The sequence below is a fragment of the Vagococcus vulneris genome, from assembly GCF_003950515.1.
GTDB lineage: Bacteria > Bacillota > Bacilli > Lactobacillales > Vagococcaceae > Vagococcus > Vagococcus vulneris.
In genome coordinates this window covers 23,715-38,541 of the sequence record NZ_NGJS01000004.1, presented here as the reverse complement: position 1 = coordinate 38,541, position 14,827 = coordinate 23,715, and the positions used below count along the sequence as shown (strand labels likewise).

Genomic DNA, 14,827 nt, shown 5'->3' with positions numbered 1-14,827 from the left:
ACCACCTTTACTTCTTAATATCCTGTTGGATGAGATTGATGCCAAGCCCAGGCCGTCTTGAATATATCATTTAAATTTGTATACTGCGGGTCCCACTTCAAAATACGTTGTGCTTTTTCTGAAGTTGCCACTAGAACGGCAGGATCACCAGCACGTCTCGGCCCAATTTTTGATGGTATTTCTTTTTCCGTCAAGTATCTCGCTTCTTCGACCATTTCTTTCACTGAAAAGCCTTGACTGCTGCCCAAATTGAAAATATTGCTATCGCTACCAGCTTCTAGATAATCTAACGCTAGAACATGTGCCTGACACAAATCAACAACATGAACATAATCTCTCACACAAGAGCCGTCTGCAGTTGGATAATCATCACCAAAAATTGTAATCTCTTTTCTTTGTCCAAGTGCAGTCTGCAGTATAATGGGTACTAAGTGAGTCTCAGGTTGGTGGTCCTCACCAATTGAACCGTTAATACTTGCACCGGCCACATTAAAATAGCGCAGTGCAACATATTTGATTCCATATGCCTCATCACACCAGTGCATCATTTTTTCCATCATCAACTTACTTTCACCATAAGGATTTTTAGGGTTTGTTGGTGTTGCCTCATCAATTGGGACGCGTTCTGGTTCTCCATATGTGGCAGCAGTAGAAGAAAAGACAATATGATTAATGTCTTGTTCTTTCATTACTTCTAAAACAATTTGCGTCCCGTGGACATTGTTATTAAAATATTCCAGTGGTTTCTCAACAGATTCACCGACTAAGGAACTAGCCGCAAAATGAACAATACCTGTGACAGTTTCTTTTTTTAATACTTCAGTTAAAAATGCTTTATCACGGATATCACCTTTATAGAAACGTGCATCAGGATGAATAGCTTCCTTGTGTCCTGTTAAAAGATTGTCGATAACTATAATATCCCTACCTGATTTAATTAATTCTTGAACAGCATGTGACCCAATGTATCCCGCACCGCCTAAGACTGCAATTGTCATTATTTATCCTCCTATGTATAAACACATTTAAACTTACAATTTATTATTTTACACTATCTGTTCTTATTTCTCTATGAGAAACAAAAAAAGACATCTAGGAAATTCCTAGATGTCTTTAACAAGTTAAAATTAAGCTTTAACGATGTTTGTTGCTTGAGGTCCACGTTGACCTTCTTCAACATCAAAAGTCACTGTTTGACCTTCTTCTAAAGTTTTAAAACCTTCACCTTGGATAGCTGAGAAGTGTGCGAATACGTCTGATCCGTCTTCTTGAGTGATAAATCCAAAACCTTTGTCTGCGTTAAACCATTTTACTGTACCTTGTGCCATGTTGCTTCCTCCTATATGCATACCTTGTATGCGTGTATTGTTGCAATATATGTGATGCATAAAAAAGGAAACTATAAATCTTATATAATTATTCCTAATTTGTATCAAAAATACTACATAAATAAACTTAACACATAAACAAATTTTAAGCAACTCTTTTTATGAAATTTGTTAAATATATTTTTTCTTTTATGTCCTAAGCGTCAATTTTACTTGCCGCGGCTTGATCGACAATCAGTGTGACATCCGGATGAAGTTGTAAAACACTTGATGGAATATCTTCTGAAATTGGACCAGTAATCGTTTGTTTAACCGCCTCTGCTTTTTTTTCACCGAATGCTAATAAAATAATTTTTTTTGCATGCATAATTGATTTTATTCCCATCGATATAGCATGTGTCGGCACATCTGATATATTCTCAAAATTACGGCTATTAGCCTTTATCGTAGATTCTGTAAGTGCTACTTCACGTGTTTCACTACCAAAAGAAGATCCCGGTTCATTAAAACCAATATGTGCATTTTCACCGATACCTAGAATTTGAATATCCACAGGGTTTTCGTCTATTATTTTGTTATAACGGATACATTCAGCCTCTATATTTTCTGCAACACCGTTTGGGATATAATTAATTTTAAATGGTTTAGCTTTAAATAGGTGTTCCTCCATAAAAAAATGATAACTTTGAGAATTATTTGCCGGCAAACCAACGTATTCATCTAAATTTATAGACTGTAGATTACGGAAATCAAGATTACTTGTAACCATCTCTTTATACAATGTTTTAGGCGTACTGCCTGTTGCTAGTCCTAATGTTTTAATCTCGTGGTTTCCCATAGCATTTTTTATTAAATCAAAGGCTTTCTTTCCGCCTTCAACTTGATCTTTAACTGTAATAATTTTCATTTGCTGATAACCTCCTACACTTTTTTGGTATAGTCCAATTATACTGTAAGTAGCCTTTTTTTACAATCGAAACAAATAAAAAAAAGTCCATATACACTTGCCTATTTATCTTAAAAAAATTAACTTTAATAAATTTTAGTATGTCTTTATTATTTATACATTGTAATTTTCAAATTATCTATTTAAGTTTGTTTTTTTAATAACCTTTTTACTTTGCCATAATTTATCTTTAGTAACATATCTCATGAATTAAAATAACATAAAAAAGGATAACACAAACGGTTATCCTTTCCAACTATTCAACTGTCACACTTTTTGCTAAATTTCTTGGTTTATCAACATCTAAGCCACGTTGCAAGCTTGCATAATATGCAATCAACTGCAATGGTACTACGCTGATTAATGGTGTTAATAAGCTATGAATTTTAGGCAATACTACATCATCACCTTTTGCATCCAAACCTTCCATAGAAATAACAATCGTTTCAGCGCCGCGACTCTCAACTTCTTTTACATTACCCCGTGTATGACTAGCTGTATTTTCACCAGTAATAAGTGCTAAAACAGGCGTTCCTTTCTCAATCAAAGCAATGGTTCCGTGTTTTAACTCACCAGCCGCAAATCCTTCAGCTTGGATGTAAGAAATTTCTTTAAGCTTCAATGCTCCTTCTAGTGACACTGCATAGTCTAAACCACGTCCGATATAAAAGGCGTTGCGTGTATCATGTAAATAGTTTTTTGCTAATGAAGCGAATTTTTCTTTTTCATCTACTAATGTATCCATAATGCTTGCCACAATACCTATTTCATGTATCACATCTAATTCAATCGCTGCTTTTTGTTTTCTAACTAATCCGACAGCCTTTGCCAAAAATAGCATTACTGCGATTTGAGACGTATATGCCTTAGTTGAAGCAACTGCAATCTCAGGTCCAGCATATAATAATAATGTATCACTCGCTTCACGAGATAATGTAGAACCTTTTACATTTGTTATTGTTAATGACGGTAGATTTAACTCATTTACTTTAACTAATACTTGACGGCTATCTGCTGTCTCACCGCTTTGACTTAAGAAAATAAAATAAGGCTTTTGTGAGAGTATTGGCATATCATAGCCGATTTCGCTAGCTAAGTGTACCTCTACTGGAATATTTGTTAATTTTTCTAACATGTCTTTTCCGACTAAACCTGCATGCCAACTTGTTCCGCATGCTACTACATAAATACGATCGCTGCCAGCAACACGCTCAACTAAATCTTCATCAATATTGATTGTATTATTCTCTTTCGCATAATGTCGGATTAATGTACGCATTACAGAAGGTTGTTCATCAATTTCTTTTAACATATAAAAAGGATATAAGCCTTTTTCGGTATCATTCGCATCAATCTCAGCAACATAGTAATCACGTGTAATTTCTTCGCCTTCTGCACTATAAATAGTCACAGAATCACTTGTTAAGATAATGCGTTCTCCGTCCATGATTTCCATATATTTATCTGTTTCATTAATCATTGCCATTGCATCACTGCCGACTAAATTATATCCATCCGCTAAACCAACTAATAAAGGACTTTTATTTTTAGCTAAAAATAATTTATTACGATCTTCTAAGTCAATTAATGCAAAAGCATATGATCCTTTAACAACTTTAAGCATACTATTAAATGCTTCAAAACCAGATTGGCCTTGTCGTGCAAAATAATCAATAACTTCCACAATTACTTCACTATCTGTATCGCCATCTAATGCAATATCTGATACATAGTCTTCTTTTAATTGTTCAAAATTTTCGATAACACCATTATGAACCAAACCGAATCGGCCACTTTTAGAAACATGTGGGTGTGCATTTTCAACACTTGGTACACCATGTGTTGCCCAGCGTGTATGACCAATCCCAGTACCATTACTTGGTTTGTCAGCAACTAGTGCCTCTAACTCTGCCACACGTCCTGGGGTTTTCATAACATAGCCATCTTCTTCATTTGCGACCATGATACCTGCTGAGTCATAACCGCGATATTCTAATTTATGTAAGCCGTTTATTAAAATTTCTTTTGCTCGATTACTTCCAATAACTCCAACAATTCCACACATTTTATATTTTCCAACTTTCTATTTATCATTAAGTTGTTTCTATTCTGCTTGGAAAAACTCTGTTATAGCGTTACCGCCAATTTTTAATTTTTCTTTTAAGGGCGCAGTCCCTAGAACCATCCGCCGAATATTCGATAAGTTCTATCCTCGTCACCTGCGATATCTGCAGGTCTGGCGCTATCCATAATTATTGGTATATCTACCCTCCTAATCAACTGTTTATAATAGAAACAAGAATATCTTACTATTTAGCTTTTACCTTGTCAACCATTCAAGCATTTTAATTTTAAAAAATAGAAATTGGTATAGTCAAATAAAAAAAGAAGCTGCATTTCTGCAGACTTCTCTTATTTTTAGTCGATTCCTATTTCTTCAACAACAACAGCCGCTATTTTATCAACATAATAATTAACTTTTTCTACTGTAGGTGCTTCAGCCATCACGCGTAATAACGGTTCTGTTCCAGAAGGGCGAACTAAAATACGTCCATCTCCATTCATCTCTTCCTCGGCTTTCTCAATAACATCCTTTATAGCCGGTACATCCATCGCACCGTACTTATCCGATACTTTTATATTAACTAATTTCTGTGGATATTCCTCAATTTCACTAGCTAATTCAGACAGTTCTTTTCCAGTTTCTTTCATCACGTGCATTAGCTGAATACCTGATAATAAACCGTCTCCAGTTGTATTAAAATCTAGAAAAATAATATGACCTGATTGCTCACCACCCAAATTGTATCCCATTTTTTTCATTTCTTCAACGACATAACGGTCACCAACCTGTGTTGCGATTGTTTTCATGCCAGCATTTTCTACCGCCTTATGAAAACCTAGATTACTCATTACTGTTGCAACAACAGTCTTATCATTCAAGCGATTTTTTTCGGCCAAATATTTACCGCAAATATAAAGAATTTTATCTCCGTCGACAATATTTCCCTTTTCATCAATCGCAATCACTCTGTCGCCATCACCATCAAAAGCTAAACCTAAATTTACACCTTTTTCAACGACTAATTCTGCCAATTTTTCAGGATGTGTCGAGCCAACACCATCGTTAATATTTAATCCATCAGGTTTCACACCCATAGTGAAAAAGTCTGTTTCTAAATCTGCAAATAAAAGATTAACTATTGGCGTTGTTGCACCATTTGCAGCATCTAGACAAACAGATAATCCAGATAAGTCTCCATCAATTGTTCCTTTTAAAAACTCAATATACTTTTGAACTCCTTCAGGATACTCATCTACGGTACCTAGTCCTTTAGCTGAAGGTCTAGGCAATGTATCTGTTTCAGCATCTAAAAGTGCTTCAATTTCAGCTTCTTCTGCATCCTCCAATTTATATCCATCCGGTCCAAAAAACTTGATACCATTGTCTTGAGCTGGATTATGAGAAGCAGAAATCATGACACCTGCCGCCGCCTTCTGCGTACGTGTTAAATATGCAACGGCCGGTGTTGAAATAACACCTAATTGTAAAACTTCAATACCAACCGACATCAAACCCGCAATCAAGGCCTGCTCCAACATTTGGCCTGATATACGTGTGTCTCTACCGACCAATACTTGAGGCTGTTCCTTTGTTCCCTGATTATGTTGGCATAAGACATACCCACCGCAGCGACCAACTTTAAATGCTAATTCTGGTGTTAATTCCTGATTGGCAACACCTCTAACTCCATCCGTTCCAAAATATTTCCCCATAGTTTAATTTCTCCTAATCTATTTTATCGTTATTTATCTTTACTTGATGAATCTTCCTTCTTTTCGCTAGATGAATGTTCCGGTTTGTCTGAATCTTGTTTGTTGGGAATGACTGTTACAAAGACAGTTTCTGGATTAACTTTAATGTCTTTAGGAACAACCACAACATACGAACTTCTTAAAGTATCTCGGATATTACTCGTATCTATTTTTAAATCAATGCCACTTATTTCATCTAGAACTGCCCTAGGCCCCTCAATTTCAACTTCACTATTTTTAATAGAAAATGTATAATCTTTAATGCCTTGAGGAATTGTTCCTGTTTGAACTGGGTTAACTTTCACCTTTTTTTTCGGTGCTGTCACAGTGACACTGACTTTTACAGTTTCCGGCTTAATTTGCACATCTAACGTTTCACCTTTTTTATTTATAGCATACAATTTAACTGACTCCGTAAAATCACTTGACACATCTTGTTTATCGCTGACTCCTGCAATAACACGATCAATTTGATTAATCGCATTATTTCCGGCGGATATTTCAACAATGGGTGGTTCAGCTTTTGCTTCTTGTTTTTCATAACCTTGCGCAAAGATATTACCGTCAATTGCTGGTTCCACTTGAAATGTATTTTGTTTTCGTTTTTCAATTGTCACGTGTACTTTTTCAGGACTCACTTTTGCTTTTATTGATGCTGGTTTGCTAACTACTTCAAGTGGAACCTCATAAGTACCCTCTTTATAATTCGTTAAATCCATGACAACTGAAAAACTTCGTGTTTCCGAATTTGATTCTTTATCCAGTAAGATTTTATTAGCACTCGATAATTTTACACTAACTGTCTTATCATAGCCAGAGATAAAATATTTATCTTGATTATATGTTACATTAACAGGCACATTAATAGCTGTAGCCTCTAGATCATTGAGGCCTGTTGTCTGCTCAGTACCTCCATTTGGTGTGTTAGCATTAAAATAAAGCAAAAGGGCAAAAAATAAAGCGAGCAATTTTAATAACCACGGCATCCGTTCGTTACTATCCATTATTTTTTCCCTCCTTTTGTTTGTGTCAAACTTTCAATAAATTGATAAAAACCATTTCGTTTTGACTTATCATCCTCATTTTTAACCAGTTCTTCACGTAAGATTCTCAAGTATTCTTCACGTTCTAAATGTGGTTTAAAATGATTGCGATACGTTAAACTGACATCACCAGTTTCTTCTGATACAACAATTGTCATAGCATCCGTTACTTCACTCAACCCGATAGCAGCACGATGTCTTGTACCAAATTCTTTAGGTATGCGCATACTTTCAGACAAAGGTAAATATGAACAAGCAGAAGCTACTTTTTCACCTTGAATAATAACGGCTCCATCATGTAGCGGTGTATTTGGGATAAAAATATTAATTAATAATTGGTTGGAAATATCGGAATCTAATGAAATACCGGTTTCAATATACTCATTCAAACTGGTTTCTTGTTCAATACTGATTAATGCGCCAATTTTACGTTTAGACATATACTGAATAGCCTCATCTAAGTCATCAATTAATTTACTTTTATAATCAACTTCTCTAAGCGGAGATCGCAACAATCCGCCGCGACCCAAGTGTTCCAACCCTCGGCGTACTTCAGGTTGAAAAATAACAATAGCCGCAATGGCTCCATAAGTTATTACTTGGCTCATCAACCACGATACCGTATTTAAACCAATCCAATCACTAACAATACGAATAATGATGATAATAGCAATACCTTTAAATACTTGAATTGCTTTTGTACCATTCAGTAGGCGAAGTAGCTTATAAATAAAATACCATACGACTAAAATATCCAATAAATGAATAACTGTTTTAACAGAAAGCAGATTGTCGATGATACTTGACCAGCTCATCGATTTTATTGTTTCGAATAGTTGAAACATCTAATCCTCCTCTCTTACAATTTAGTTTGCACAAACAACATCATAAAAAAGACAAAGTCCTACCCCTATTAAGGATAACAGAAACTTTGTCTAAACATTTAATTTTTAGCTCTTTTAATATATGATCCATCCGTTGTATTAATTTCTAATTTTTCACCAACTTCAATAAAGTCTGGAACGTTTACAACAAGTCCTGTTTCCAATGTTGCAGGTTTTCCTGATCCTGTAACTGTAGCCCCTTTAATAGATGGTTGTGTTTCAGATACCTCTAAAACGACTGATGTCGGCAAGCTGACACCAACAACTTCTGTTTCATAAAATTGGATAGTAACTTCCATGTTATCTAATAAGTAATTTAATTCCTCTTTGATGACATCAACAGGAATTTCATATTGTTCATATGTTTCTAAATCCATAAATGTTGCAATACCATCTTGACTATACAGGTACTGAACAGATTTGCTGTCAATATGAGCTTTTTTTACTTTTTCTTCAGGACGCATTGTTGTATCTGTAGTAGAACCTGAACGAACATCTCTTAATTTTAGACGCATTACAGTATTCCCTTTACCTGGTTTATGATGGCTTGATTCTAAAACTTTAATTAGTTTACCATCTTTTTCAAACGTCATTCCTGCTCTTAAATCTCCAACTGATATCATAATTAAATCTTCCTTTCAATGAAATACGTTATAATTGTAACATAAAAGCAGCCTATTTAAGTAAATTTTTCAAAAAAATCATTGAAAAACATATCATTTATTTTAAAACGTAAAAAAAGCTGTCAAACACCAATTTGACAGCTTTTCAACTTAATTTTAATATTGTTCTAAATATTGTTCGCGTTCCCACTCCGATACTTGTTCACGGAATGCAGACCATTCCATACGTTTAGCTGCAACAAAATTTCGGTAAATGTGATCACCTAGTGCTTCTTGTACCACGACGTCTTCACGCAGAGCTTTAACCGCATTGTGTAATGTTGATGGTAAGTCTGTAATTTGAGCTTCTTGTCGTTCTTCCTCAGTCATCACATAAATATTACGATTTACTTCAGCTGGTGGTGTTGTATTTTTTTCAATACCATCTAGTCCAGATTTAAGTAGTGCTGCCATTGCAAGGTATGGATTAGCAGTCGGATCAACTGAGCGTAATTCCAATCGTGTTGACATGCCTCGCGAACTCGGAACACGAACTAAAGGTGAACGATTTTTACCGCTCCACGCCACATAAACAGGTGCTTCAAATCCTGGGACTAAACGTTTATATGAATTGACAATAGGATTGCAAATAGCAGTATAGCCTCGAGCATGCTCTAATAGACCGCCAAGGAACTGATAAGCTGTCACGCTCAAACCATCTTTGCCATTTTCATCGTAGAAAACATTACCATCTTTATTAAATAAAGACATATTAATATGCATTCCAGAACCCGCAATGCCATGTAATGGTTTCGGCATAAACGTTGCATGAAGTCCATGTTTTCTAGCAATCGTGCGGACAACTAACTCAAAGGTTTGGATATTATCACACGCTTCTATTGCATCTGCGTACTTAAAGTCAATTTCATGTTGTCCCGGACCACATTCATGATGTGAGGCTTCCACTTCAAAACCTAAGCTTTCTAACTCTAAAACAATATCACGACGACAATTTTCACCTAAATCAATTGGGGCATAATCAAAGTATCCCCCGTTATCATTCAATTGTTTTGTTGGCCGGCCGCTTTCATCCAGTTTAAAAAGGAAAAATTCAGGTTCAGGTCCAATATTAAATTCAGTAAATCCTAATTTTTTCATTTCTTTAATCACTCGTTTTAGATTTCCTCGAGGATCTCCTTCAAATGGTGTTCCATCTGGTTTATAAACATCGCAAATCAAACGAGCTACTTTGCCTTTTTCACTTTCCCAAGGCAGAACCATCCAAGTTGAAAAATCAGGATACAAATACATGTCACTTTCTTCGATACGAACAAATCCTTCAATTGATGATCCATCAAACATCATTTTATTATCTAATACCTTTTCTAATTGACTGACTGGAACCTCAACATTTTTAATCCGTCCCAAAATATCAGTGAACATCAATCGTAAAAATCTCACATTTTCTTTTGAAGCTGCTTCAATAATTTGTTCTTTTGTCGTAAATTTAACCATGTAATTATCCCATCTTTCTTATCTAATTTTTAAAACTGTTTTAATTGGCTCAATCCGCTCTCACGCATCAAATCATTGTATAAAGCAATTCGGATTTTTTCCTCAGACACTGCGTCCTGTTTTTTCTTAACAGCATCAAATTCTTCTCCAATTTCCTTTAATGTAAAACCAGCTTCCAACATATCCTTGACCTCCAGTAAGCTATCGATATCATTTAAAGAGAATAAGCGATTATTGCCTGCATTTCTTATTGGCGTTATTAATCCTTGCTGTTCATAATAACGAATCTGTCTTGCAGTCAAGTCTGTCAATGTCATAACAGAACCTATCGGAAATACAGACATATTGCGCCTAAATTCTTTATCAGCCATCTATACCACTTCCTTCGCATCAAAGCTTATACCGATAATACCAACCCCTAAAAAAAAAGTCAACAAACCATGTCAGATAATCTGACATAATAGTTAACTTTTTTTGTATTTATTTGTAAGATAGCCATTTAGAGCCTTTTTTAGCATATCCATCCACTATATAAATATGACTTTTTTCATCATATTTCCAGTTTATAACTAGTGTTTTTAAATTTAACTCACTCAAAAGATAAGCTTGGTTTTCGCTTAGTTCAATATGATATGGCACCAAGACCAATTTCATTTCTCTAATAATTGCATCTTTTAATAAATTAATATCCTGCTCTTTTCTTGCTGAAATCAAACAATTTGGAAATAGAGTCGGAACAAATACTTCTTTGCTGCATAGGTCAGATTTATTATAAACAGTTAAAACAGGAGTTTTGTCCATTTTTAAGTCATGCAGCAAGTGCATTACCGTTTGTTCTTGCTGCAATCGGTCTGAGGAACTGCTATCTACTACATGTAATAGTAAATCCATATCATGGCTTTCCTCTAAAGTTGATTGAAATGCCTCTATCAGCTGTGTCGGCAAATCTTGAATAAATCCGACCGTATCAGTCAATGTCATTTGCATGCCACTCGGTAATGTCCATTTTTTTGTCAGCGGATCAAGTGTCGCAAACAATTGGTCTTGCTCATAGGTATCAGCTTTTGTTACAGCATTCATAATTGTCGATTTACCCGCATTAGTATAGCCGATTAAACCGATTTGAAACACTTCCGATTCCTGACGCTTTTGTCTAATTCTTTCCCGATGTGCTGACAATTCTTTTAGCTCTTTCTTTATCTGACTCATTTTATTTCTAATATGGCGGCGGTCCGTTTCTAATTTGGTTTCACCTGGTCCACGTGTACCTATACCACCACCAAGACGTGACATAGAAATACCTTGCCCAGTTAGTCTAGGGAGAAGATAACTGAGTTGCGCCAATTCAACTTGCAGTTGACCTTCTTTAGACCTAGCACGTAATGCAAAAATATCTAAAATCAACTGCACTCGATCAATTACTTTTACTTGCACTGCTTCTTCAATAAAAGCGGTCTGCCTAGCTGTTAATTCATGATTAAAGATAACCATGTCAGCTTCTCGCGCCAAAATTAATTGAGTTAATTCTTCTAACTTTCCTTTACCGATTATTGTTTTTTTGTTCACTGTTGGTAACTTCTGGATTAATTCACCAACTACATCACCTTGTGCAGTTTCTGTCAAGCTTGCTAACTCTTTCATAGACTCAGTAAATACTTGATAATTATCCTGTGTCTCCACTCCTACTAATATTGCTTTCTCGATGATACCACACCTCTTATCTTTTTAATTAAACAACCATTTCTTTATATCATCTCTTATTACGATTTGTTGTTCAGGGTATTGAATAACATCAAACCATTCAACTGTCATTCGATTTCTAAACCAAGTCATTTGACGCTTGGCATATTGCCTTGAATGCTGCTTAACCTTTTCGACCGCAGACTCCAAAGACATTTCACCGGTAAAATAAGGATAGAACTCTTTATATCCAATTCCTTGTTTTGCTTGCACATCACCTAAATTGTAAACCATTTTCGCTTCGGCCAACAAGCCCATCTCCATCATCAAATCAACCCGTTTATTAATGCGTTCGTATAAAAGACTGCGTTCCGTCATCAAGCCGACAACTTTACAGTCGTATTGACTTTGGGTTAGATCCTTAAAATCAATCTCCTGTTGATTAAGAATACTGCTTCCTGTCGTTTCATAGACTTCTAGTGCACGTATCACACGTTTGATGTTGTTTGGATGAATTGCTAATGCGGCTGCTTTATCTATCTCGGCCAATTCTTTCCATAACTTAATTTTCCCCTGATTTACCAAAAATTTTTCCCATTTTTCTCTGACTGACATATCTAAATGCTGACTATCTTTTTTTCCTAATTGAAAATCAAATAATAATGACTGAATGTACATACCGGTTCCACCGCAAATAATTGGGACTTTTTTTTCAGAAGATAAATTTTGAATAATCTTTTCAGCTGATTGTTTAAAATCACTGACTGTATATGAAGCTTCAGGTTCGATAATGTCGATTAGATGATGTGGGATGCCAGATCTCTCTTCATAACCAGCCTTTGCGGTTCCTATATCCAATGTACGGTATACCTGCAATGAATCACCGCTGATTACCTCACCATTAAACTCTTTTGCCAATTGAATACTTAATGCAGTTTTTCCAACTGCTGTCGGTCCGACAATCACTAAAACCTTGTCTTTATTCATTTATTTTCCTCGTTTTCTCATTCTTAATTATTTTTTAGGGTAATCATGTTAAGCCTAACTCAAAACACATGACATCTAACCACTCCTTTTTTATATTTTACCATGTTACACAATAATAATGGATATCATTCCTCAATATGCTTAGTTTATGTTAAAATATTAGTGTAATTTATAGTTAAAGAGAGAGGGTGTCTGCTATGAAAAAATTCACATCGGGTTATTTAACAGGTACTGCAATCACACTTGCAGCTATTTCCGGACTTGCATACGGGCTTAAAAAAATAGTTATTGAACCAGTTGAAGAAAAAGAAGCAATGATTGATGACAATCGACGTAAAGCAAAACGTAAAAGCCGAGCAAGATAAATAAAAAGAGCCAACACTATGTTGGCTCTTTTTATTTTGTCTTCTTCTTACCTGTCCAATTTGTATATCCGCCTTTTAACACATAAATATCGGTGTATCCTTCTTTTTTTAACAAACGAGCCATATTAATAGAAAAAGCTTTTTTATTATCGTATAAATAAACTGGTGCGTCTTTTCTAATCGCTGTCAGATATTCTTTATGTGCACGAGCAATTGTAAAAGGAACACTACGGGCACCTAGAATGTGACCACGATTAAATTCCTCTTTCTCACGAACATCAATAATTTGTCCCTTACGCATATTTTTCTGTAATTCTTCTTGCGTGATGTATTTTGCAGATGTTTTTAATTTAATATAAAAATACAATTGATACAATCCAACACAAATTAAAATTGTAAAAAGAATAATGTTTAATGTATAAACAAACCCCATAGTTCTTAAAAACCTCTTTCATTTTTAATTATTTATTAAAACTTAATGCTAAAGAAGCAGCTCCGATGACACCAGCTTCATTTCCCAATTTGGCTAATTTAATCCCTGTTGTTTCAGCTACCTGCGGATAAGCAAACTGTGAAAAATAATTATCCACACGCTCAAGTAGAAAATCACCAGCTGCAGAAACCCCACCGCCAATAACAATACTACTTGGGTTTAAGATATTACCGAGATGACCACAGGCCAAACCTAGATAATAACATACTTTATCAACAACGGATAGAGCAAAATGATCATTTGCTTTTGCCAAATCAAAAACATCTTTACTCGATACCTCTTGACCGTCATCAATCATAAATTTTAATTCAGATTCTCCAGCGTACTCTTCAGACATTGTCCTTGCAAGGCGGACAACACCTGTAGCACTTGCAACTGTTTCAAGACAGCCCTTTCTCCCGCAAGTACATTGAAATCCATTAGTTGGTTCTACATTTATATGACCTATTTCACCAGCAGCGCCACTGACACCGTGGATCAAATTACCTGATGCAATAATACCTCCACCAACACCAGTTCCTAATGTCATAAAAGCTACATCTTCTGAAGATTCTCCAGCACCCTTCCACTGTTCACCTAAAGCGGCAACATTAGCGTCATTATCTAATGTAAAAGGTATTCCTAAAGCATCTTCAATAGGTGCTTTAATCTGCTGCAAATCATTCCAGTTCAAATTATAAGCACCTATAACAGTGCCCGCATCACGATCCACAGTACCAGGCGTCCCCATGCCAATACCGATAAATTCTTTAGCAGTCATGTTGTAAAGACCTAAACGGTGTCTAATCGAATTAATAATGTCTGGGACAATATGTGCCCCCTGATCATTAATGTTTGTTGGAATGCTCCAGCGTTGCTGAATTTCTCCATCTGTTGTTAATATTGCAAATTTTGCTGTCGTACCACCTAAATCGATTCCTATTAACTTTTTGTTCATCATTTTTCCTCCTGATACAAAGTTTCTTGATAGTGTTCTTCTTTCAAAACTAGCATCGCATTTATAAATGTTTTACGCTCAATGACATTTCCATCATGTAATCCTCTTAATTCAATCATCATTAATTCAATATCCCACAAGCGGTTACCAACGTAAACAAAAATGCCAAATTGTTTCAATAATTGCTGAACATCATATAACGTTTTCACTCAAACACTTCCTATATTATTA

Annotated in this window: 16 protein-coding genes; 1 reads left to right on the top strand and 15 read right to left on the bottom strand. The window is 35.4% G+C overall.

Features of this window, described 5'->3' with window-relative positions; all coding sequences use genetic code 11:
- Window positions 1-14 precede the first annotated feature (14 nt).
- The 12 genes from galE to miaA all read right to left on the bottom strand — a co-directional run bounded on the left by galE (window position 15) and on the right by miaA (window position 12,801).
- Window positions 15-998, bottom strand: a complete 984-nt coding sequence (gene galE / locus CBF37_RS04090) for a UDP-glucose 4-epimerase GalE (protein ID WP_125983453.1) — start codon at window positions 996-998, stop codon at window positions 15-17.
- 129 nt (window positions 999-1,127) lie between these two features.
- Window positions 1,128-1,328, bottom strand: coding sequence for a cold-shock protein (locus CBF37_RS04085; RefSeq protein WP_125983452.1), 201 nt, complete (start codon window positions 1,326-1,328; stop codon window positions 1,128-1,130).
- A 196-nt stretch (window positions 1,329-1,524) separates the two neighbouring features.
- Window positions 1,525-2,235, bottom strand: coding sequence for a glucosamine-6-phosphate deaminase (nagB, locus tag CBF37_RS04080; protein WP_125983451.1), 711 nt, complete (start codon window positions 2,233-2,235; stop codon window positions 1,525-1,527).
- 295 nt (window positions 2,236-2,530) lie between these two features.
- Complete coding sequence (gene glmS / locus CBF37_RS04075) at window positions 2,531-4,339, bottom strand: glutamine--fructose-6-phosphate transaminase (isomerizing) (protein WP_125983450.1); 1,809 nt, start codon at window positions 4,337-4,339, stop codon at window positions 2,531-2,533.
- 353 nt (window positions 4,340-4,692) lie between these two features.
- The gene (gene glmM, locus CBF37_RS04070) at window positions 4,693-6,051 is read right to left on the bottom strand and encodes a phosphoglucosamine mutase (RefSeq protein ID WP_125983449.1); all 1,359 of its coding nucleotides are present in this window, start codon (window positions 6,049-6,051) and stop codon (window positions 4,693-4,695) included.
- Between the two features lie 29 nt (window positions 6,052-6,080).
- Window positions 6,081-7,094, bottom strand: coding sequence for a CdaR family protein (locus tag CBF37_RS04065; protein WP_125983448.1), 1,014 nt, complete (start codon window positions 7,092-7,094; stop codon window positions 6,081-6,083).
- The gene (gene cdaA / locus CBF37_RS04060; RefSeq protein WP_125983447.1) at window positions 7,094-7,978 is read right to left on the bottom strand and encodes a diadenylate cyclase CdaA; all 885 of its coding nucleotides are present in this window, start codon (window positions 7,976-7,978) and stop codon (window positions 7,094-7,096) included. The genes CBF37_RS04065 and cdaA overlap by 1 nt, the downstream gene beginning before the upstream one ends.
- Before the next feature lie 98 nt (window positions 7,979-8,076).
- On the bottom strand, window positions 8,077-8,640 hold the full coding sequence (efp, locus tag CBF37_RS04055; protein WP_125983446.1) for an elongation factor P: 564 nt from the start codon (window positions 8,638-8,640) through the stop codon (window positions 8,077-8,079).
- Window positions 8,641-8,796: 156 nt separating this feature from the next.
- Window positions 8,797-10,134, bottom strand: coding sequence for a type I glutamate--ammonia ligase (gene glnA / locus CBF37_RS04050; protein ID WP_125983445.1), 1,338 nt, complete (start codon window positions 10,132-10,134; stop codon window positions 8,797-8,799).
- A 29-nt stretch (window positions 10,135-10,163) separates the two neighbouring features.
- A complete protein-coding gene (locus tag CBF37_RS04045; protein WP_125983444.1) occupies window positions 10,164-10,505 on the bottom strand; it encodes a MerR family transcriptional regulator in 342 nt (113 codons plus the stop codon).
- A 109-nt stretch (window positions 10,506-10,614) separates the two neighbouring features.
- Window positions 10,615-11,775 (bottom strand): GTPase HflX, encoded by a 1,161-nt coding sequence (gene hflX, locus CBF37_RS04040; RefSeq protein ID WP_240626664.1) that lies wholly within the window; start codon window positions 11,773-11,775, stop codon window positions 10,615-10,617.
- 84 nt (window positions 11,776-11,859) lie between these two features.
- The gene (gene miaA, locus CBF37_RS04035; protein ID WP_125983442.1) at window positions 11,860-12,801 is read right to left on the bottom strand and encodes a tRNA (adenosine(37)-N6)-dimethylallyltransferase MiaA; all 942 of its coding nucleotides are present in this window, start codon (window positions 12,799-12,801) and stop codon (window positions 11,860-11,862) included.
- 197 nt (window positions 12,802-12,998) lie between these two features.
- Here miaA and CBF37_RS04030 point away from each other — a divergent pair, with 197 nt between their 5' ends.
- Entirely contained in the window at window positions 12,999-13,166 is a 168-nt protein-coding gene (locus CBF37_RS04030; RefSeq protein WP_125983441.1) for a DUF3042 family protein, read from the top strand.
- Between the two features lie 31 nt (window positions 13,167-13,197).
- Here the strand turns inward: CBF37_RS04030 and CBF37_RS04025 are convergent, their stop codons facing one another.
- Genes CBF37_RS04025 through CBF37_RS04015 form a run of 3 tightly spaced genes read right to left on the bottom strand, consistent with a single transcriptional unit; the run spans window position 13,198 to window position 14,805 of the window.
- The gene (locus CBF37_RS04025; protein ID WP_125983440.1) at window positions 13,198-13,599 is read right to left on the bottom strand and encodes a rhodanese-like domain-containing protein; all 402 of its coding nucleotides are present in this window, start codon (window positions 13,597-13,599) and stop codon (window positions 13,198-13,200) included.
- Window positions 13,600-13,627: 28 nt separating this feature from the next.
- Complete coding sequence (locus CBF37_RS04020; protein WP_125983439.1) at window positions 13,628-14,596, bottom strand: ROK family glucokinase; 969 nt, start codon at window positions 14,594-14,596, stop codon at window positions 13,628-13,630.
- The gene (locus CBF37_RS04015) at window positions 14,596-14,805 is read right to left on the bottom strand and encodes a YqgQ family protein (protein ID WP_125983438.1); all 210 of its coding nucleotides are present in this window, start codon (window positions 14,803-14,805) and stop codon (window positions 14,596-14,598) included. The genes CBF37_RS04020 and CBF37_RS04015 overlap by 1 nt, the downstream gene beginning before the upstream one ends.
- Window positions 14,806-14,827 lie beyond the last annotated feature (22 nt).

Coding starts and splice junctions, on each gene's coding strand:
- galE (WP_125983453.1), bottom strand. CDS start 998: ATGACAATTGCAGTCTTAGGCGGTGCGGGATACATTGGGTCACATGCT.
- CBF37_RS04085 (WP_125983452.1), bottom strand. CDS start 1,328: ATGGCACAAGGTACAGTAAAATGGTTTAACGCAGACAAAGGTTTTGGA.
- nagB (WP_125983451.1), bottom strand. CDS start 2,235: ATGAAAATTATTACAGTTAAAGATCAAGTTGAAGGCGGAAAGAAAGCC.
- glmS (WP_125983450.1), bottom strand. CDS start 4,339: ATGTGTGGAATTGTTGGAGTTATTGGAAGTAATCGAGCAAAAGAAATT.
- glmM (WP_125983449.1), bottom strand. CDS start 6,051: ATGGGGAAATATTTTGGAACGGATGGAGTTAGAGGTGTTGCCAATCAG.
- CBF37_RS04065 (WP_125983448.1), bottom strand. CDS start 7,094: ATGGATAGTAACGAACGGATGCCGTGGTTATTAAAATTGCTCGCTTTA.
- cdaA (WP_125983447.1), bottom strand. CDS start 7,978: ATGTTTCAACTATTCGAAACAATAAAATCGATGAGCTGGTCAAGTATC.
- efp (WP_125983446.1), bottom strand. CDS start 8,640: ATGATATCAGTTGGAGATTTAAGAGCAGGAATGACGTTTGAAAAAGAT.
- glnA (WP_125983445.1), bottom strand. CDS start 10,134: ATGGTTAAATTTACGACAAAAGAACAAATTATTGAAGCAGCTTCAAAA.
- CBF37_RS04045 (WP_125983444.1), bottom strand. CDS start 10,505: ATGGCTGATAAAGAATTTAGGCGCAATATGTCTGTATTTCCGATAGGT.
- hflX (WP_240626664.1), bottom strand. CDS start 11,775: ATGAAAGAGTTAGCAAGCTTGACAGAAACTGCACAAGGTGATGTAGTT.
- miaA (WP_125983442.1), bottom strand. CDS start 12,801: ATGAATAAAGACAAGGTTTTAGTGATTGTCGGACCGACAGCAGTTGGA.
- CBF37_RS04030 (WP_125983441.1), top strand. CDS start 12,999: ATGAAAAAATTCACATCGGGTTATTTAACAGGTACTGCAATCACACTT.
- CBF37_RS04025 (WP_125983440.1), bottom strand. CDS start 13,599: ATGGGGTTTGTTTATACATTAAACATTATTCTTTTTACAATTTTAATT.
- CBF37_RS04020 (WP_125983439.1), bottom strand. CDS start 14,596: ATGAACAAAAAGTTAATAGGAATCGATTTAGGTGGTACGACAGCAAAA.